Origin of the sequence: Rhodopseudomonas sp. BAL398 (genome assembly GCF_033001325.1) — a bacterium.
Classification (GTDB): Bacteria; Pseudomonadota; Alphaproteobacteria; order Rhizobiales; family Xanthobacteraceae; genus JARJEH01.
In genome coordinates this window covers 4,424,364-4,443,241 of sequence record NZ_CP133111.1, presented here as the reverse complement: position 1 = coordinate 4,443,241, position 18,878 = coordinate 4,424,364, and the positions used below count along the sequence as shown (strand labels likewise).

The following is an 18,878-nucleotide window of genomic DNA, read 5'->3' as shown; positions in this document are numbered from 1 at the left end:
CACGCCTTCGCCGCGCAACGCCCCCGCTCGCCGCGCCAGCGCGATGGATCGCCGATGCAGCACGATCCGCTGACCAGCAGGCCGCTCAGCATCGGCGCGGTGGCGCTGATGCTGCTGTGTTGCCTGTCCTGGGGCTTCAACCAGATCGCCGTGAAGCTGGTGCTGCCGGAGATTCCGCCGTTCCTGCAGGCGGCGATCCGCTCCTCCGGCGCGCTGGTGGTGATCCTGATCATCGCCAAGGCGCGCGGCGTGAAGCTGTTCCAGCGCGATGGCACGCTGAAGGCGGGGTTGTTCGCCGGCCTGTTGTTCGGGGTCGAATTCGTGTTGATCTATCGCGGCCTGCTGCTGACCACGGCGTCGCGCGCCTCGGTGTTTCTTTATACAGCGCCGTTCTTCGTGGCGCTGGGATCCTACCAGTTTCTCGGCGAGCGGCTGCGGCGGATCCAATGGGCCGGGCTCGGCCTCAGCTTCGCCGGCGTGGCGCTGGCGATCGGGGTGCCGCAGCCGAATGTCGATGCCCATGTGCTGCTCGGCGACCTGATGATGGTCGGCGGCGGCGCGCTATGGGCGGGAACCACGCTGATCGTCAAGGCGTCGCATCTGCAGCGGGCCCCGGCCGAGAAGGGGCTGGGCTACCAGGTGGCCATGTCGATCCCGATTCTGGCGCTGGCAGCGCTGCTGACGGGCGAAACCATCGCCAAGGTTCCATCAACGTTGTCGCTGACGCTGATGGCCTATCAGTCGATCTGGGTGGTCGGAATGACGTTCCTGTTGTGGTTTTCTCTGATAAAGACCTATTCGGCCAGCAAATTGTCGGCTTTCACCTTCATCACCCCTTTATTCGGGGTCGCGGCAGGCTATCTGATCATGCACGATCCCTTGACCCCGGCCTTTGGTGTCGCGGCGCTGCTGGTGATTGCCGGGCTCTATCTGGTGAACCGGCCGGCCCGGTTGGCAACCATTGATCCATTGCTGAATGTCACAAAAACCTGATATTCGAGACCCCATGAACAAGCTCGAGACCCCGCTGCAGAACGACATTGCCGGCCCCAGCGCCCGGCACACCACCACCCAGGTCATGGTCGGCGACGTCGCCGTCGGCGGCGGCGCACCGATCGTGGTGCAGTCAATGACCAATACCGACACCGCCGATATCGACGGCACCATCGCCCAGGTCGCCGCGCTGTCGCGCGCCGGATCGGAAATGGTCCGGATCACGGTGGATCGCGAGGAAGCCGCGGCCGCGGTGCCGCATATCCGCGACGGGCTGCGCAAGCGCGGCATCACCGTACCGCTGATCGGCGATTTCCATTATATCGGCCACAAGCTGCTGGCGGATTACCCGGCCTGCGCCGAGGCGCTCGACAAATACCGGATCAATCCCGGCAATGTCGGCTTCAAGAACAAGCGCGACACCCAGTTCACCGACATTGTCGAGATCGCGCTGAAGAACAACAAGGCGGTGCGGATCGGCGCCAATTGGGGTTCGCTGGACCAGGAATTGCTGACCAAGCTGATGGACGAGAACGCCCTGTCGGCAGCCCCGCGCGACGTCCGCGCGGTGACCCGCGAGGCGATGGTGCAGTCGGCGCTGCTGTCGGCGGCCCGCGCCGAGGAGATCGGCCTGCCCAAGAACAAGATGATCCTGTCGGCCAAGGTTTCGGCGGTGCAGGATCTGATCGCCGTGTACCAGACGCTGGCCGAACGCTCCGATTATGCGATTCATCTCGGCCTCACCGAGGCCGGCATGGGCTCCAAGGGCATCGTCGCCTCCTCCGCCGCACTCGGCATCCTGCTGCAGCAGGGCATCGGCGACACCATCCGGATTTCGCTGACGCCGGAGCCCGGCGGCGACCGCACCCTCGAAGTCCAGGTCGCGCAGGAATTGCTGCAGACCATGGGGTTCCGAACCTTCGTGCCGCTGGTGGCGGCCTGCCCCGGCTGCGGCCGCACCACTTCGACCACGTTCCAGGAATTGGCGCGCTCGATCCAGGATTTCATCCGCGTCGAAATGCCCGGCTGGAAGAGCCGCTATCCCGGCGTGGAAAATCTCAACGTCGCGGTGATGGGCTGCATCGTCAACGGCCCCGGCGAGAGCAAGCACGCCAATATCGGCATCTCGCTGCCCGGCACCGGCGAAACCCCGGCGGCGCCGGTGTTCGTCGACGGCCAGAAATTCCGTACCCTGCGCGGCGCCAATATCTCCACCGAGTTCAAGGCGCTGGTGATCGATTATATCGAGCAGAAATACGGCGCCAGCAGCGCCGGCGCGGCGCAGATGGTGCCGGCGGCGGAGTAAGCCGACGGCTTCGGCCACGATGCCGAACGCTCGCTTTATCGTCTCGCCTGCTCAGGCATGACTGCGAGGGGACATCGCCGATGGCCGTGGCCCGCCGTCTGGCAACGCCGATGCCGGGCAAGCCAGCGGCCGGCCACAACCCGCAGTGTTGCGGCGACCGCCCTATCGCTATAATTTGCGGGACCGCGCTAGGATAGATGAGCCTCTCATGAGAACGGCCGCATGTCCCAGGTCACTAGGACTCAGGTCACTATGCCCCAGGTCACTGCGATTCGACGGCGCACGCTTCACAGCGAGACGGCCGATCTGCTCAGAGACATGATCGTCACCGGCGAGTTGGCGCCGGGGCAGAAGATCCCCGAGCGACAATTGTGCCTGCGCTTCGGCATTTCCCGGACGCCGTTGCGCGAGGCGCTGAAGGTGCTGGCGGCGGAAGGCATGGTCGAATTGCTGCCGCAACGCGGCGCGCGGGTCGCGGTGATCACGCCGGCGGAATTGACCGAGCTGTTCCCGATCATCGCCAGCATCGAGGCCCTCGCCGGAGAATTGGCCTGCGTCCATATCAGCGATCCGCAAATCGCCGCCATCGAGGACACCCACCGGGCCATGGTGGCGGCATTTGAGCGCGACGAACCGATCGAATATGCCCGACTCAACCACGCCATTCACATGGCCTTGTTCGAGGCGGCGCAGAACCGGGCGCTGCTCAGCCTGTACAAAATGCTGGAGCTGCGGATCCGCAACATCCGCCACACCGTGCGCCAACTCCCGGAGGACTGGCGGATCGCGGTCGACGATCACGAGCGGATGGTCCGGGCGCTGCGGCGGCGCGATGCCGCCACGCTGGCCAAAGTGATGCGGCAGCATGTGCTGAACACCGCCCAGGCCGTGCGCCACGCGTTGGCATTTTCGGAGCCTGCCGACGAGGCCACGGCTGCGCCCTCGGCGGCAACGCTCGCCTAAAGCAAAACCATTTTCCGCCCTCGTATTGGGCATTTCGCCTAAATATCAGGCGAACTCATCGCCAAATAAATGAATTCATTATTTATTGATTGACCCTGCTTGGCCCGCAAGCCAGCATCCGCCCGCCCGAACCTCGCTGGAGGCCGCCGCTCCCCGCGGCCGGCCGCGAGTCTTCGATCAGACAGAGGGACACTTATGAATTTCAAACTCCTGGCGGCGTCAGCCTGCGTGATGGCGCTGATGGCCACCCCTGCGATGTCCGCCCCCGCCAATGGCACGCTGAAGAAGATTGCCGACAGCGGCGAGATCACGGTGGGTCACCGCGACGGCAACGTGCCGTTTTCCTATTACGACGACAAGCAGCGACCGATCGGCTACGCCCTCGATCTTTGCGCCGCGGTGGTCGACGCGGTGAAGACCACGCTCGGCAAGCCCGACATCAAGGTCAATTACATGCCGGTCACCGGCACCACGCGGATTCCGCTGCTGGCCAACGGCACCATCGACATGGAATGCGGCACCACCACCAACAATGCCGACCGGCAGAAGCAGGTGACGTTCTCGGACACCTATTTCGTGGCAGCCGTCCGCATCCTCTCCAAGAAGACCATGCCGGCCGCCACCATGGCGGATCTCAAGGGCAAGACCGTCGCCACGCTGTCCGGCACCACCAGCGTCAAGATCATCAACGCCGCCAATAACGAGCAGAAGCTCGATTTGACCATCCTGTCCGCCAAGGACATGGCGGAAGGCATGCTGACGCTCGGGACCGACCGCGCCGCCGCTCTGATCTTCGACGACGTCTCGCTCGCCGGCGGCAAAGCGACCTCGAAATCGCCGGACGCCTATCAGATCTCCGACGCGCCGCTTTCGGTCGAGCCCTACGGGATCATGCTTCGCCGCGACGATCCGGCCTTCAAGGCGCTGGTCGATGCCACGCTTCAGGGCTTGTACAAATCCGGCAAGATCAACGCGATCTACGACAAGTGGTTCACCAAGCCGATCCCGCCGCGCGGCGTCAACATGGCGTTTCCGATGTCGGCGCAGCTGAAGAAGGTGATCGCCAACCCGACCGACGATCCGAATCCCGACCTGTACCGCTAAGCAGCGTTTGCCCCAGATCCCGACGCGCGCGTCGCGTCGGGCCAAGCCCGAACATATTCGGACCTGCCCAGGCGGATCGGACGATGAGTTATCATTGGAATTGGTGGATCTTCTTCGAGCCTTCGCTCGACGGGACTCACACCTGGCTCGAGACCATGTTCTGGGGCCTCGGCTGGACCATCGCGACCTCGGTCGCGGCGTTTGCGATCGCCCTGGTGCTGGGCTCGCTGGTCGGCGTCGCCCGCCACGCGCCGGTCGGCTGGATGCGCGCGGCCGGCACGGTGTTCGTCGAGCTGTTCCGCAACGTCCCGCTGCTGGTGCAGATGTTCCTGTGGTACTTCGTATTGCCGGAGCTGTTGCCGCGCGACGCCGGCATGGCCCTGAAACATCTGCCCAACGCTTCGTTCTATACCGCCGTGATCTGCCTCGGCTGCTACCACGCCGCCCGCATGGCGGAAGTGGTGCGCGCCGGCCTGGAAACGCTGTCGAGCGGCCAACGGATGGCCGGCCAAGCGCTCGGCCTGACGCTGCCGCAGACCTATCGTTACGTGCTGCTGCCGATGGCCTTCCGGATCGTGGTGCCGGCGATCACGTCGGAATTTCTCAGCTGCACCAAGAACAGTTCGGTGGCGCTGGCGATCGGCCTGATCGAACTCACTGGCAGCGCCCGCGCCATGCAGGAGAACAGCTTCCAGGTATTCGAGGCCTTCACCGCCGCGACCGTGCTGTATCTGATGCTGAATCTCGCCACCGTCTTCACGATGCGGAGCGTCGAACGGCTGGCGCTGGTCCCCGGCTATGGCGGCAAGACGCCCAAGATCAAGGCGCTCTGACATGCTATCCGGCTTCGACCTCCAGACCATCGTCAACGCGCTGCCCTATCTGATTTTTACCGGGATGCGCTTCACCCTGGCGCTGACCGCCTGCGCCACGCTGCTCGGCATCGTGATCGGCACCGTGCTTGCCATCATGCGGCTGTCGCGCTTTCCGATCCTCTCGGGCTTTGCCGCGATCTACGTCAATCTGCTGCGCTCGCTGCCGCTGGTGCTGGTGATCTTCTGGTTCTACTTCCTGGTGCCGTTCGTCGTGCAATGGCTGCTCGGATCGCCGCGCCCGGTGCGGATCGATCCGTTCTGGTCGTCGGTGGTCACCTTCACGCTGTTCGAGGCCGCTTATTTCTGCGAGATCGTGCGCTCCGGCATCCAGTCGCTGCCGACCGGCCAGACCATGGCGGCCCATGCGCTCGGCCTGACCGGCGCGCAGACCATGGCCTATGTCGTGCTGCCGCAGGCGCTGCGCAACATGCTGCCGCTGCTGCTGACCCAGACCATCATCCTGTTTCAGGACACCTCGCTGGTCTATGTGCTGTCGATCACCGACTTTCTCGGCGCGGCGGCCCGGATCGCCCAGCGCGACGGCCGTCTGCTCGAGATGTATCTGTTCGCCGCAGCCGTTTACTTCGTGATCTCGATTCTGGCATCGTTCGCGGTGCGACGGCTGCAGAAGCGCGTCGCGATCATCAATTAGGACCTGCCATGACGATGATTTCGATAAGGGACGTCTCGAAGTCCTATGGCGACTTCAAGGTATTGTCGCATTGCACGACCTCGGTCGCCAAAGGCGAGGTCGTGGTAGTCTGCGGACCGTCCGGCTCCGGCAAATCCACGCTGATCAAGACCGTAAACGGGCTGGAGCCGATCGACAGCGGAACGATCATCGTCAGCGACGTCGATGTCGGCGCGCCGAAGACTAATCTGTCGCTGCTGCGCGCCAAGGTCGGCATGGTGTTCCAGCATTTCGAGCTGTTCCCCCATCTGTCGATCACCGAGAATCTGGTGCTCGCGCAGGTGAAGGTGCTGGGCCGCAGCCGCGCCGAAGCCCTGGCCAAGGGCAGTGCGCTGCTCGAACGCGTCGGGCTGTCGGCCCATGCGGACAAATTCCCGGGCCAGCTTTCGGGCGGCCAGCAGCAGCGCGTGGCGATCGCCCGCGCGCTGGCGATGGACCCGGTCCTGATGCTGTTCGACGAGCCGACCTCGGCGCTCGATCCCGAAATGATCAAGGAAGTGCTCGACGTCATGGTCCAGCTCGCCAGCGAGGGCATGACCATGATGGTGGTGACCCACGAGATGGGCTTCGCCCGCAAGGTGGCCAACCGGGTGATCTTCATGGATAGCGGCGAGATCGTCGAGGACGCCGCCACCGAGGAATTCTTCGGCCAGCCGCGCAGCGAGCGCGCCCAGCAATTCCTGTCGAAGATCCTGTCGCACTAAACCGACCCGGCCGGCGAACGGGCTGAAGGAAACCACCAAGTGATGGACATCAATGAACAACGGCTGCTCGAACGAGCGGCCGCGCGCGGCGACGCGCTGCTGCGCGACCGCATCGTGCTTTATGCCGGCGCCAGCATGCCGAGCCCCGCCGCCCAGGCCGCCTATACGCCCGCGCTCAGCGCCTATCCGGCGATGGGACCGAGCTTTGCCAAGGAACAGCCCGACACTGATCTGGTGTCGGAGCTCGAAGTCGCGATCCGCGGCAAGATCTGCGCGCTGCTTGGCGCGAACTGGGCGGAGCCGCGGCTGCCGAGCTGCACCATCGCCAACCTCGCGGTGTTCCACGCCTTCGGTGCGCCTGGCGCGCTGATGTTGGGGCCGGCCGCGGCCCATGGCGGCCATCTCAGCCAGCGTCGCGGCGGCACCCCCGATCTCGCCGGGCTCACGGTCGAGGAACTGCCATTCGATGCCGGGTGCCGCAGGCTCGACGCGGCGGCGGCCGCCGCCATGGTCCAGGAACGCCGGCCCGCTCTGGTGCTGCTCGGCCGCTCGGTGATGATCACGCCCGACGACATCGCCCCGGTGGTCGCCAGCGCCCAGGCGGTGGGGGCGATGACGATCTTCGACGCCTCGCATGTGCTGGGCCTGATCATCGGCGGCACCTTCCCCAATCCGCTGGCGCTCGGCGTCGACGTGCTGACCAGCTCCACCTACAAGACGCTGCCGGGCCGGCCGCACAGCGTGATCGCCGGCCGCAACCCGGCCGATGGCGAACGGCTCGCCAGGCTGATCGATGACAAGATGCTGGCCAATTACGACGCAGGCCGGCTGCCGTCGCTGCTGGTCACGCTGATCGACGCCGAGCGGGACGCCGGCGATTACGCCCGGCGGATCTGCGCCAATTCGGCGGTGCTGGCCGAAGCGCTCGACGCCCGCGGCGTGGCAGTGATCGCGCCGCGACCGGGCGATCTGTTCACCCACCAGATCCTGATCCCGATCGACGGCGCCATGATGCCGGCCGAGACGATGAAGGCGTTGGAGCGCGATGCGATCCTGGTCGGGACCTGCGCCGACCCCACCGCCGCCGGCCACTATGCGTTGCGCATCGGCACCCAATTCATGACCGCCCGCGGCTATGGCGACGCCGAATTCCGCGCCCTCGCCGACACGCTGGCGCGGCTATTGGAGACAACGAGCTCCGGGCGGATGGCGGTTCGCTCAAAAGCTGATTGACGTCCGGTGACGTAGCCACGCCAGCCACCGCGACCGCGGGGCCTGCGGCTACACCGTCCCCGTCCCGACCTCGCGATTGGCCAGGCTCGCCTCTTCGAGATCGAGGTCGCGTTCGATGCGGCGGCGGCTTTCGTCGGTGATCTTGCCGTCGCGCAATTGCCGATGGATGAATGTACGCTCCGCCGCGATCAACTCGCGGACCAGCGTGATGCCGGTGGCCGAGACCTGGTCGCGATCGGGGCCGAACGAGACCGGCAGCAGATTGGCGCGGGTCTCGTGCCGCGCCCGCAGCAGCTTGACCACCTCGTCGGACAATTCGCGGTCATTGGTCATGGCGTCGAGCGAGGCAAGTGCTGCGGCCAGCGCCTCGCGCCGCGCCGCGATTTCCGAATCGCGCTCGGCGGCATATTCGTCCTTGCCGGCGCGGGCGACGCCGAGCAGCCGGACCACCGCCGGCAAGGTGAGCCCAAGCCCGATCAGCGTGATCAAAATCACGCCGAACGCGACGAACAGGATCAGGTCGCGGTCGGGAAACAGTTCGCCGCCCGGCAGCGCATAGGGCAGCGCCAGCGCCGCGGCCAGCGACACCGCGCCGCGCACGCCGGTAAAGGCGACCACGAACACCGCGCGCCTGTTCGGCAGCGGCTCGCGCGCGCGCAACCGCTTGCTCAGCAGCCCCGGCAGATAGCTCGCCGGATAGACCCAGGCGAACCGCGCCACGATGACGATCGCCGCCACCAGAATGCTGGCCGTGAGGATGTCGCCGAACGGAAACTCCTTGGATTTCTCCAGCAGCACCCGCATCTGAAAGCCGGTGAGCAGGAACAGCATGCCCTCGATCAGATAGATCACCAGATCCCAGAAGAAGATGCCCTGCAGCCGGGTCGCCGACGGGATCAGTAAAGGGCCGTTCCAGCTGATATAGAGCCCGCAGGCCACCGTGGCGATCACCCCGGAGCCGCCGAGATGCTCGGGAATCCAATAGGCGATATAGGGCGTCAGCAGCGACAGCGTCATTTCGATCTGCGGATCGCGCACCCAATGCCGGGCGCGCAGGCTGAGCCAGCCGACCGCGGCGCCGAACAGCACTTCGCCGGCGAGAATCGCCACGAAGGTCGCGGACGCCTGCGGCAGCGAGAACGCCCCGGTGGTGATCGCCACCACGGCGAAGCGATACAGGATCAGCGCGGTGGCGTCATTGGCCAGGCCCTCGCCCTCCAGCACCACCAGGATCCGCCGCGGCAGCCCGAGTTTGCGGGCAATCGCCAGTGGTGCCACGACGTCCGGCGGCGCCACAATGGCGCCGAGCAGAAAGCCGACGCTCCAGGGCAGCCCGATCAGATAGTGCGTCGCCACCGCCACCGCGCAGGCGGTGAAGATCACGCAGCCGATCGCCAGCAGGGCGATCGGCCGCAGATTGGAGCAGAATTCGCGCCAGCTCATCGCCACCGCGGCGGAATAGATCAGCGGCGGCAGCACCAGCAGCAGGATCAGCTCCGGCGGCAGTTCGATCCCCGGCATGCCGGGGACGAAGGCCAGTGCGATGCCGGATATCAGCAGCAGGATCGCCGGCGCGACATTGAGCCGGCGCGCCAGCAGCGCGGTGCCGGCCAGCACCGCCAGCAAGGTCAGGAAGATCTGAAACTTGGCTTCCACGACGAACCTGACCCGGCTTGCTGAGACATCAGATCATGAAATCGCCCGGCTGCGGCACCGGGTCAAGGGATACGGCTTCGGCCCGGAGCCGCCTCACGGCCGGCCCGGTCAGATCGCGCTGGCGGCGATGTTGACCATCAGGGCGACCAGCGCGGTGTTGTAGACGAAGGCGGCCACGCCATGCGCGGTGGCGGTGCGACGGATCGTCTTGTCGGTGATGCCGACATCGGAGACCTGCGCGGTCATCCCGATCACGAAGGAGAAATACACGAAGTCCCAATAATCCGGCTCGGCGGTTTCGCCGGGGAACGCCAGCCCGCCCGGCGTGCCGCGATAGAAATCATGCGCATAGTGCAGGGCGAAGGTGGTGTGCACCGCCGCCCAGGTCAGCGCGATGGTCAGCGTCGCCAGCGTCAGCTCGGCGGCGCCGCGATGCGAGGCGCCAAGCTCGGTGACGATCGCCGCCATGCTGGCGAAGGCGCCGATCGACGTCACCATCAGGATCAGGAAGCGACCGTCGTCCTGCAGGACGGCGTTGCGGCGAATATGCTCGACGCCGCAGCGGTACATCATCGCAAAGGCCAGGATCAGGTAGAGCGCCAGCGAAACGTCCCAGCCGATCAGCAGCCGGGTCACCAGCCGCAGCGACCCCGGCAGCAGGACAAAGGCGACGATCCCGATCAGGATCGCGATGAACAGCCGGGGCCGGGCATAGACCACACGAACCGGCCGCGGCAATTTGCGAAAACGCAACAGCCGCGGATCGTCGATCTCCTGCTCGGCCATGCGGGCTAGTTCTTTCGCGCGGCGACGAAATGCGCGGCGGCGCGCAGCACGTCGCCCTTGGCGCCGAACACCGACAACGCCTGATCGGCGCGCGCCAAGAGATCGGCGATCCGCCGCTTGGCGCCGTCGATGCCAAGCTGGGTGACGAAGGTGGTCTTGCCGAGCGCCGCGTCGGCCCCGGCCGGCTTGCCGAGCGCCTCGGCGTCGCCTTCGACATCGAGCAGGTCGTCGGCGATCTGGAATGCCTCGCCGAGCGCGCGGCCATAATCTTCCAGCGCCTTGTATTGCTCGGCCGAGGCCTGGCCGAGAATGGCGCCGGCGACGCAGCCGAAGCGCAGCAGCGCGCCGGTCTTCATCTGCTGCAACCGCGCCACGTCGACCGGCTCGCGATCGCCAAAGCGGCCCTCGCCGGCCAGATCGAGAATCTGTCCGCCGGCCATGCCGCCGATCCCGGAGGCCCGCGCCAAGGCCCGGGTCAGCAGCAACCGCACCAGCGGATCGCGATGGATCTCGTCCCGGGTGATGATGTCGAACGCCAGCGTCAGCAGCGCGTCGCCGGCTAGAATCGCGGTGGCGTCGTCATAGGCCTTGTGCAGCGTCGGGCGACCGCGGCGCAGATCGCTGTTGTCCATCGCCGGCAGGTCGTCATGGATCAGCGAATAGCAATGGATGCACTCCAGCGCCGCCCCGGCCAGCAGCGCCGCCTCGCGCTGGACGCCGAACACCGCCGCGCTCTCGACCACCAGGAACGGCCGCAGCCGCTTGCCGCCGCCGAGACTCGAATAGCGCATCGCCTCCATCAGCCGCGGCGGCCGCGCGGTTTCGTCGGGCAACAGATCGTCGCCAAGCAGGCGGGCAAGCAGGGCTTCGGTATCGTCAGCGGTGGCATCGAGCCGCTTGGCAAAGTCGATCGAGGAAGTGCCGGTGGCCATTCGGAAGTGCTCCAGATAATGTTGGCGGGACCATTCATCATGGCACCGGCTTCGTCAATTCTGCGCTCGGCGTGGCCGGCAACGATCATCGGAGACCGTAAATGCCCGCTTATGTGGCTTCCGCTGTCGCCAGCCGCGACGCCCGTATGGCGGCCCGACCGGCCGGCAGGCACGGCATCGAGGCCGCATGAGACGACTGATCCGTATTGCCATCATGGTGGTGTTGGGTCTGCTGGCCTTGCCCTATCTGCTGACGCCGTTCTATGGCACCGGCCATCCGGTCTCGACCTTGATGGCCTGGCGCTGGCTGTCCGGCGCGCCGGTGTCGCGGCAATGGGTCGATCTGGATGCGATCTCAGCGGCCTTGCCGCGCACCGTGGTCGGTTCCGAAGACGCCAAATACTGCAGCCATCGGGGCATCGACTGGGATTCGGTGCGCGACGTCATCGACGACCTGCAGGATGGCGAGGCCGCGCGCGGCGGTTCGACCATCACCCAGCAGGTGGCCAAGAACCTGTTCCTGTGGCCGGGCCGCAGCGTGGTGCGCAAGGCGCTGGAATTTCCGCTGGCGCTGTGGATCGATCTGGTGCTGTCAAAGCAGCGGGTGCTGGAGATTTACCTCAATATCGCCGAATGGGGGCCGGAAGGGCAGTTCGGCGCCGAGGCCGGCGCCCAATATGCGTTTGGACGCGGTGCCTCGCAGCTCTCCGCCCGCCAGGCCGCGCTGATGGCGGCGATCCTGCCCAACCCGATCAGCCGCAGCGCCCGCAATCCGGGCCGCGGGGTGCGCCGTCTGGCGTCGAAATATGTCGCGCGAGCGCAGTCGTCGGAACTTGGGCGGTGCTGGAACGCAAATCGCGGCTCCTGAGCCATTTCGGCGATTTCGGTCGCCGGTCGCTCTCGCGCAATTCCGGTTCTGGTAGATCAGAACAGGAGGTCTTGATTGTTGTTTTGACGCGTTTTCGTCACGCGAACCGGTACCCACTTCGCTCGAAAACGCTCTAGCTTTGGCGACCTCGTTCCGTTATAAGCCCGGCCTAATCAGCAGTTCGCTCGCGCGAAAGCGCCGGGCCGTCCGGTTGCGGACGACACCCCACATCCCTGCAAGGACTTTCGAAATGGCCGTTCCGAGAAGAAAAACTTCGCCCTCGCGGCGTGGCATGCGTCGTTCCGCGGACGCGCTGAAGACCCCGACCTATGCCGAGGACAAGGATTCCGGCGAATTGCGCCGCCCTCACCACCTCGACCTGAAGACCGGGATGTACAAGGGCCGCCAGGTCCTGAAGGTCAAGAAAGACTCCTGACCCGCGACGGCGCGCCGGCACGGCGCGCCGCGACAACGGCGTTTGGCTCCTCGCTCCGGTTCAGGCGACGCAGAATCGGTCCGGCAATTCGGCATATCCGTTGCGGATCCAGCATTGGCGCTAGCTCTCGCGACCGGATGCTGACGCCAGCTCCGCAGTGGTTGGTTGATCGTCCCCCGCGGTTCCGGGACGACGGAAAGCACTACCGATGGCCATAGTCGGTTTCCCGCTGCTGCTGATTCCGCTCGCGATCTGCAACATCCTCGTCTTCTTGATGCCGGGCGTCGCGTTCACCGCGCCGCTTGCGACACTAACGCTGCCATCGGGGGCCGCCTGGACGTTCACCGTCAGCGATGTGCTGCTCTCGCTCGGCGCCTTGCTGCTGTTGCTCGAGGTGATCAAGGGCGCCCGCCCCGGCGCCAAATATGTCACCGACCATCTGCTGTCGCTGCTGGTCTTCGCCTGCGCGGCCGCGGAATTCATCCTGCTGCCGCCATTCGGCAACTCCACCTTCTTCGTGCTGGCCTTGCTGGCCCTGGTCGACGTCCTCGCCGGCATCGCGTTGCACCGGCGGCCGCAGCCGCGCGTCGCCCGCAAGGCTCCGACCGCGCCCGCCAAAGCGCCGCCGCCGCAGCAGCCCGAGCAGGCGTCACCGCCGCCGGAGCTGCCCGCCGCCACATTGGTTGCCGAAACTGTTCTGCTGGATCGCCCGGAACCGGTCGCGGTGACGACGCCTGCCGCGGCGCCGCAGGCCGAACCCGCGAATATGCCGACGCCTGATCCGGAGCCGGACGCCGAATCCCCCGCGCCGCGCCGCTAAGTCACTGTTTTTATGCATTATTGACGCCTACCGGGCGTCAGGAGTCCCGCCTCATCCGCCCCCCGGCGGCAGCGAAATCGCGACCGATCACCGACCGGTAGGCCGCCGACGCCTGTTGGGGCGCGGCCTGGGGCCACTCGCCAGGCTGCCGCGAATGCTGGTCGATCGCCATCAGATGAGCCACGAAGATCGAATTCGGGCGAACCGGCTGGTCGGTATATCGGGTGCGGTAGGCGACAGGGCCCGCCTTGACCATGGCGCGATGATCGGCTGCATCGGCCTGACCGGCGGTTTCGCCGTCGTCGATCGTGCTGCTGGTCCAGTTGCTCGGCATGGCGACCCGTTCTGTGCGGTTTTGGGACGCTTGCGCCCCCTGTGCCAGGTGCATCGCAAGACCTATGCCGATGCCGTCTGGTAGTTCCACGAGCAGCGAAAAATTGGTTTCCGAGACGTTAAGAACTTTACCTAGCGTTAAGCAATGTTGGCACCCTATTCTTTCACAGGGAATCACCCGTAGGCGTCCCAGAATGAGGCAAACGTGACATCCTTCGATCTTGCGACTGCCAGATTCGCCGACCAGGCTGCGGACAGGACCTTTTCAGCGCCGTTCCCCAGCCAACCGCAGCCCGCGGCGATCCTCAAATCGCTGGGACAGGCGGCGTTCGTCTGGGACCTCGCCACCGACGGCATGGTCTGGACCGACGGCGCCGACGAGGTCTTTCAGGACATTCCCGCCGCCACGCTGGCGTCCGGCGCCGGCTTTGCCAGGCTGATCGAACCCGCCGGCAATATCCGCTCCGAGGCATTGCTGAGCACCGCGACCGCGGTCGGCCGCGCCAGCGTGCCATACCGGATCGAATATGGTGTTCGCGCCTCGAGCGCCGCGCCGGTGTGCTGGATCGAGGAGTGCGGCTGCTGGTTCGGCGGCCCCGACGGCAAGCCTGCGCGGGTCGAGGGCATCGTCCGCGTCAACAATGAGCGCCACGCCCACGACCAGGAATTGTTGAAGCTGTCCCGACATGATCCGCTGACCGGGGAGCTCAACCGCACCCATCTGGTGGCGTCATTGGCCGAGACGATCGAGGAGGCCGCCCGGTTCCGCTCGAGCTTCGCCTTCATGCTGATCGGCATCGACCACCTCGCCCGGATCAACGACGCCTTCGGCTTCGATGTCGCCGACGAGGTGATCTGCGAGGTCGCAAAACGGATTCGCGCGCGGCTGCGCGCCGGCGACCAGCTCGGCCGTTTCTCGGGCAACAAATTCGGCCTGGTGCTGAAGAATTGCACCGCCGACGATATGAACATCGCCGCCGAGCGCTTCCTGTCCGCAATCCGCAACGAAATCGTGCCGACCAAATCCGGCCCGGTCTCGGTCACCGCCTCGATCGGCGCCGTCGGCGCGCCGCGCTACGCCAGGAGCGCCGACGAGGCCATCAATCGCGCGCATGAAACCCTGGACAGCGCGAAGCTGCGGCGCAATGGCTCGTTTTCGATGTGGCGCCCGAATGTCGAGCGCGACGCCCAACGCCGGGTCAATATCCGCGTCACCGACGAGATCGTCACCGCGCTCAATGAACGCCGCATCGTCATGGCCTATGAGCCGGTGGTCGATACAGTCACGCAGCTGCCTTCGTTTTACGAATGCCTGGTCCGGATGCGACAGGCCGACGGCCAGCTCCTGCTGGCGCCCGACATCGTGCCGGTGGCGGAAAAACTCGGTCTGATCCGCCTGGTCGATCACCGAGTTCTCGAACTGGTGGTCACCGAACTGGCCGCTTCGCCCCGGGTGCAGCTCAGCCTCAACATCTCGCCCGACACCACGATGGATCCGGGTTGGTGGGCCAGCATCGAATCGATGATGGCGACGCATCCCGGCATCGCCGAGCGGCTGATCGTCGAAATCACCGAGACGGTGGCGATCCAGGACCTCGACGACGTCCGCGGCTTCGTCAACAGGCTGAAGGATTATGGCGCCCGGATCGCGATCGACGATTTCGGCGCCGGCTACACCTCGTTCCGCAATCTGCGCAATCTCGGCGTCGACATCGTCAAGATCGACGGCGCCTTTGTGCAGAACATCGCCCGCTCCGCCGACGACCGCGCCTTCGTACAGACGCTGATCGATCTGGCGCGCCGGCTCGGGATCAAGACCGTGGCCGAATGGGTGCAGGATCAGGAATCCGCCGACCTGCTGCGCGACTGGGGCTGCGACTACATTCAGGGCCGGCTGACCGGCCTCGCCTCGCAGCACCGGCCGTGGGACGCGGCGGCGGAGAGCTTGCCGTCGGCGCGGCGATAGAGTCGGCATCCGCAAGGTCAGAGACAAATCGTGCGCCGCGGCTTGAGATCACGGCGTTTTGGGCACGGACGTCGGGCTCAAGGGGTTCGCATCATTGGCCACCCTTTGCCTGAAGGGCCTGCAATGCCGTCGCGACTGGCAGGAACAAGGATTGCGGCCGGCTGGTGAAGCGGCGGAATTGATAGTGCTCGTAGAAGCGGACGGCACTGTCGTCTTTGGCGTCCACGATCAGGGCGAAGATCGCCGGATCACAGCGCGAGGCCCGCATCGCGGCATCCATGATCAGCGCCCCACCAAGACGTTGGCCGCGAAAACGGCGATCGACCGCAAGACGGCCGATCAGCCCGGCGGGCAATAGCGGGTAGCGTGGCAGGCGTTTGGTCTGTTCGGCGGACAATTCCGTCAAAGGCAGGCTCGTGGCCGCGAAGCTGTAGTAGCTGGCGATCAACCCGGCATCGTCCAACGCCACGAAACAATTGCTGATACGGCGCTTGATATCCTGATTTGCCAATTCGCGCAGATAGCGATCGAGCGGCTCGACACCGCTGCAAAAGCTCAGCCGATCATGCGCCGCGGCCAGCGCTTCGATCCGAAACCCCGCACTCATTGCGGACTCACTGCGACGCCTTGACCAGATCCCGATAGGCGTCGGCGGCACGCAGCAGGTTGGCGGAAGGGGGCGGCGGATCGATAATCGCGGCTGCGAAGCCGCGCTGATCCTCGACCGCGAGGCGAATGATCTGGATATCTTCGATGGCACGCGCAGCGGCTTCCTGCGCAGCCGCAACGACGAAATCGCTGACGCTGCGGCCTTGCAGTTCGGCGGCGCGTTTGACGACTGCGAGCGCTTCGGGCGCGATGCGGGCTTCGATACGCGCGGTCCGGCTTTGTTCGGTGGCCATCTCGAACCCTCTTTCAAATTTTGTACGGGATTTTGCCGTACAAATCAAGACGGTCGCATCGGCCGAGCCGCCAGCCTTACGGTCCGATTCCACGACCCGGCAATATCGCTCCCAGCTCTCGTGGGCCAGCGATGGCCGAGCCGCATCGACGCTTATCTGCCCGAGCCGCCTAATCTTCCAGGCAGGCCTACTCGTCCTTTTTCTGCTCCAGCGACATCCGCTCCAGCCGTTCCTGCATCTCTTTCATCTGCTGCCGCAGATCCTCGATATTGCCGGTCTCGCCCGCCGGCTCGGCGGCGGGGTCCTCGGGCTCCGCGGCGTGGGCGCTGCCCTTGCGCGGCGGCACGAACGGCTTGAACATCGCGAAGGTCTGCTGAAACATTTCCATGTTGCGGCGGACGGTTTCCTCCAGCGGCGCGAACGGCGTCATGCTGAAGGTGTTGGTCATCTGCTTGCGGAATTTTTCCTGCTCGCGGGTCAGGCTGTCGATCGACTGCTCGAGATATTTCGGCACCACCATCTGCATGCTGTCGCCGTAGAACCGGATCAGCTGGCGCAGGAAGGTGGTGGGTAGCAGGTTCTGTCCGGCCTTGTTTTCTTGTTCGAAGATGATCTGGGCCAGCACCGAGCGGGTGATGTCGTCACCGGACTTGGCGTCGTAGACGAGAAAGTCCTCGCCGTCCTTCACCATCGAGGCGAGATCCTCGAGCGTCACGTAAGTGCTCGTGCCGGTGTTATACAGCCGCCGGTTCGCATATTTCTTGATCGTAGTCGGTTGGTCAGATTTCGCCATGGCACCCACACACACGGAGGAAAGGGACCCGCCGAAAACACGGCGGCCGGCAAACGCAATGCAATAAAGTAAGCACTTCGGATGCGTTTCGGCTACCATTTTGTGCGGCCGCGTTAATTTCTCGGCACCGATTGCTGCCGATGTCGCCACCCGGCGATTTTATTGGCGGTTCGGCGCTCGCAAAATCGTGTCTCGGATTGACACGCTGCCGCCGGATTAACAGGATAGCGACCGACACCGGCTCGCCGACGGGCGAGCGCCGTCCAACAAGCTCAAGCCCAAGAACCTCAAGCACAAGAACCTCAAGCCCAGGAGATGTCCATGTCCGACGATGTCGTCATCGTCAGCGCCGCTCGTACCGCTGTCGGAAGTTTCAACGGCGCCTTCGCCACCACGCCCGCGCATGAACTTGGCGCGGCTGCCATCAAGGCCGCGCTCGAACGCGCCGGCATCGAGCCGGGCCGGGTGTCCGAAGTCATCATGGGGCAGATCCTCACCGCCGCACAAGGACAGAACCCGGCGCGCCAGGCGTCAATCGCGGCCGGCATTCCGGTCGAAAGCCCGGCCTGGGGCGTCAATCAATTGTGCGGTTCGGGACTGCGCACCGTGGCGCTGGGCTATCAGGCGCTGCTCAACGGCGATTCCGACATCGTCGTCGCCGGCGGCCAGGAATCGATGAGCATGGCGCCGCATGCGCAATATTTGCGCGGTGGCGTCAAGATGGGCTCCGTCGAGTTCGTCGACACCATGTTGAAGGACGGGCTGTGGGATGCCTTCAACGGCTATCACATGGGCAACACCGCCGAGAACGTGGCCAAGCAGTACCAGATCACCCGCCAGCAGCAGGACGAATTCGCGGTCGCTTCGCAGAACAAGGCCGAGGCGGCGCAGAAGGCCGGAAAGTTCAAGGACGAGATCGTCCCCTTCATCATCAAAACTCGCAAAGGTGACATCACCGTCGATACCGACGAATATCCGCGCCATGGCGCCACCATCGAGGCGATGCAAAAGCTCAAGCCGGCCTTCGAGAAGGACGGCACCGTCACCGCCGGCTCAGCCTCCGGTATCAATGACGGCGCCGCCGCGGTGGTACTGATGACCGCCAAGCAAGCCGCCAAGGAAGGCAAGACCGTGCTGGCGCGGATCGTGTCCTGGGGCCAGGCCGGTGTCGATCCGAAGATCATGGGCACCGGGCCGATTCCGGCGTCGCGCGCGGCGCTGAAGAAGGCCGGCTGGACTATCAACGATCTGGATCTGATCGAGGCCAACGAGGCTTTCGCCGCCCAGGCTTGCGCGGTTAACAAGGACCTCGGTTGGGATATCTCCAAGGTCAACGTCAATGGCGGCGCGATCGCGATCGGCCATCCGGTCGGCGCCTCCGGCGCGCGCGTGCTGGTAACGCTGCTGCACGAAATGCAGAAGCGCGACGCCAAGAAGGGACTCGCCACCTTGTGCATCGGCGGCGGCATGGGCATCGCGATGTGCCTTGCCCGCGATTGATGCAAGCAGCGAGGTAA

General features: G+C 65.3%; 20 protein-coding genes. 13 read left to right on the top strand and 7 right to left on the bottom strand.

The genetic code is table 11. From position 1 onward, the window contains the following. The first annotated feature begins 54 nt into the window (after positions 1–54). The 8 genes from RBJ75_RS20970 (at position 55) to RBJ75_RS20935 (ending at position 7,869) form a co-directional block, all read left to right on the top strand. Complete coding sequence (locus tag RBJ75_RS20970) at positions 55–993, top strand: DMT family transporter (RefSeq protein WP_044418194.1); 939 nt, start codon at positions 55–57, stop codon at positions 991–993. Positions 994–1,006: 13 nt separating this feature from the next. Then, the gene (ispG, locus tag RBJ75_RS20965; protein ID WP_044418196.1) at positions 1,007–2,299 is read left to right on the top strand and encodes a flavodoxin-dependent (E)-4-hydroxy-3-methylbut-2-enyl-diphosphate synthase; all 1,293 of its coding nucleotides are present in this window, start codon (positions 1,007–1,009) and stop codon (positions 2,297–2,299) included. A 252-nt stretch (positions 2,300–2,551) separates the two neighbouring features. After that, entirely contained in the window at positions 2,552–3,262 is a 711-nt protein-coding gene (locus RBJ75_RS20960) for a GntR family transcriptional regulator (protein ID WP_276156413.1), read from the top strand. A 195-nt stretch (positions 3,263–3,457) separates the two neighbouring features. Further along, entirely contained in the window at positions 3,458–4,366 is a 909-nt protein-coding gene (locus tag RBJ75_RS20955; protein WP_052628936.1) for a transporter substrate-binding domain-containing protein, read from the top strand. A gap of 83 nt (positions 4,367–4,449) precedes the next feature. Then, positions 4,450–5,199, top strand: a complete 750-nt coding sequence (locus tag RBJ75_RS20950; protein ID WP_044411627.1) for an amino acid ABC transporter permease — start codon at positions 4,450–4,452, stop codon at positions 5,197–5,199. A 1-nt stretch (position 5,200) separates the two neighbouring features. Further along, a complete protein-coding gene (locus tag RBJ75_RS20945; protein WP_044411630.1) occupies positions 5,201–5,893 on the top strand; it encodes an amino acid ABC transporter permease in 693 nt (230 codons plus the stop codon). 14 nt (positions 5,894–5,907) lie between these two features. Further along, complete coding sequence (locus RBJ75_RS20940) at positions 5,908–6,636, top strand: amino acid ABC transporter ATP-binding protein (RefSeq protein ID WP_044411645.1); 729 nt, start codon at positions 5,908–5,910, stop codon at positions 6,634–6,636. 42 nt (positions 6,637–6,678) lie between these two features. Next, entirely contained in the window at positions 6,679–7,869 is a 1,191-nt protein-coding gene (locus RBJ75_RS20935) for a glycine hydroxymethyltransferase (RefSeq protein ID WP_044411633.1), read from the top strand. A 48-nt stretch (positions 7,870–7,917) separates the two neighbouring features. Here the strand turns inward: RBJ75_RS20935 and RBJ75_RS20930 are convergent, their stop codons facing one another. From RBJ75_RS20930 to RBJ75_RS20920, 3 genes are all read right to left on the bottom strand, one after another. Further along, positions 7,918–9,525, bottom strand: coding sequence for a Na+/H+ antiporter (locus tag RBJ75_RS20930; RefSeq protein ID WP_276156414.1), 1,608 nt, complete (start codon positions 9,523–9,525; stop codon positions 7,918–7,920). Positions 9,526–9,633: 108 nt separating this feature from the next. Beyond that, the gene (locus RBJ75_RS20925; protein WP_044412900.1) at positions 9,634–10,311 is read right to left on the bottom strand and encodes a DUF1345 domain-containing protein; all 678 of its coding nucleotides are present in this window, start codon (positions 10,309–10,311) and stop codon (positions 9,634–9,636) included. 5 nt (positions 10,312–10,316) lie between these two features. Next, complete coding sequence (locus RBJ75_RS20920; protein ID WP_044412897.1) at positions 10,317–11,243, bottom strand: polyprenyl synthetase family protein; 927 nt, start codon at positions 11,241–11,243, stop codon at positions 10,317–10,319. A gap of 187 nt (positions 11,244–11,430) precedes the next feature. Here RBJ75_RS20920 and mtgA point away from each other — a divergent pair, with 187 nt between their 5' ends. The 3 genes from mtgA to RBJ75_RS20905 all read left to right on the top strand — a co-directional run bounded on the left by mtgA (position 11,431) and on the right by RBJ75_RS20905 (position 13,367). Then, positions 11,431–12,111 carry a monofunctional biosynthetic peptidoglycan transglycosylase gene (gene mtgA, locus RBJ75_RS20915; protein WP_044412895.1) on the top strand — a complete coding sequence of 227 codons (681 nt, stop codon included), beginning with the start codon at positions 11,431–11,433 and terminating at the stop codon, positions 12,109–12,111. 250 nt (positions 12,112–12,361) lie between these two features. After that, on the top strand, positions 12,362–12,547 hold the full coding sequence (gene rpmF, locus RBJ75_RS20910; RefSeq protein WP_044412892.1) for a 50S ribosomal protein L32: 186 nt from the start codon (positions 12,362–12,364) through the stop codon (positions 12,545–12,547). 208 nt (positions 12,548–12,755) lie between these two features. Next, positions 12,756–13,367, top strand: a complete 612-nt coding sequence (locus RBJ75_RS20905; protein WP_044412889.1) for a hypothetical protein — start codon at positions 12,756–12,758, stop codon at positions 13,365–13,367. A gap of 37 nt (positions 13,368–13,404) precedes the next feature. Here the strand turns inward: RBJ75_RS20905 and RBJ75_RS20900 are convergent, their stop codons facing one another. After that, on the bottom strand, positions 13,405–13,701 hold the full coding sequence (locus RBJ75_RS20900; RefSeq protein WP_052628958.1) for a hypothetical protein: 297 nt from the start codon (positions 13,699–13,701) through the stop codon (positions 13,405–13,407). A 300-nt stretch (positions 13,702–14,001) separates the two neighbouring features. On the opposite strand from RBJ75_RS20900, the gene RBJ75_RS20895 reads away from it, so the two are divergent. Further along, the gene (locus RBJ75_RS20895) at positions 14,002–15,666 is read left to right on the top strand and encodes a putative bifunctional diguanylate cyclase/phosphodiesterase (RefSeq protein WP_044412905.1); all 1,665 of its coding nucleotides are present in this window, start codon (positions 14,002–14,004) and stop codon (positions 15,664–15,666) included. A gap of 91 nt (positions 15,667–15,757) precedes the next feature. Here RBJ75_RS20895 and RBJ75_RS20890 read toward each other — a convergent pair whose 3' ends face one another. The 3 genes from RBJ75_RS20890 to phaR all read right to left on the bottom strand — a co-directional run bounded on the left by RBJ75_RS20890 (position 15,758) and on the right by phaR (position 17,361). Further along, positions 15,758–16,273 (bottom strand): GNAT family N-acetyltransferase, encoded by a 516-nt coding sequence (locus RBJ75_RS20890; protein ID WP_044412888.1) that lies wholly within the window; start codon positions 16,271–16,273, stop codon positions 15,758–15,760. Positions 16,274–16,280: 7 nt separating this feature from the next. After that, complete coding sequence (locus tag RBJ75_RS20885) at positions 16,281–16,568, bottom strand: DUF1778 domain-containing protein (RefSeq protein ID WP_044412886.1); 288 nt, start codon at positions 16,566–16,568, stop codon at positions 16,281–16,283. 187 nt (positions 16,569–16,755) lie between these two features. Then, positions 16,756–17,361, bottom strand: a complete 606-nt coding sequence (gene phaR, locus RBJ75_RS20880; protein WP_044412884.1) for a polyhydroxyalkanoate synthesis repressor PhaR — start codon at positions 17,359–17,361, stop codon at positions 16,756–16,758. A gap of 321 nt (positions 17,362–17,682) precedes the next feature. Here phaR and RBJ75_RS20875 point away from each other — a divergent pair, with 321 nt between their 5' ends. Beyond that, on the top strand, positions 17,683–18,861 hold the full coding sequence (locus RBJ75_RS20875; RefSeq protein ID WP_276156446.1) for an acetyl-CoA C-acetyltransferase: 1,179 nt from the start codon (positions 17,683–17,685) through the stop codon (positions 18,859–18,861). Positions 18,862–18,878 lie beyond the last annotated feature (17 nt).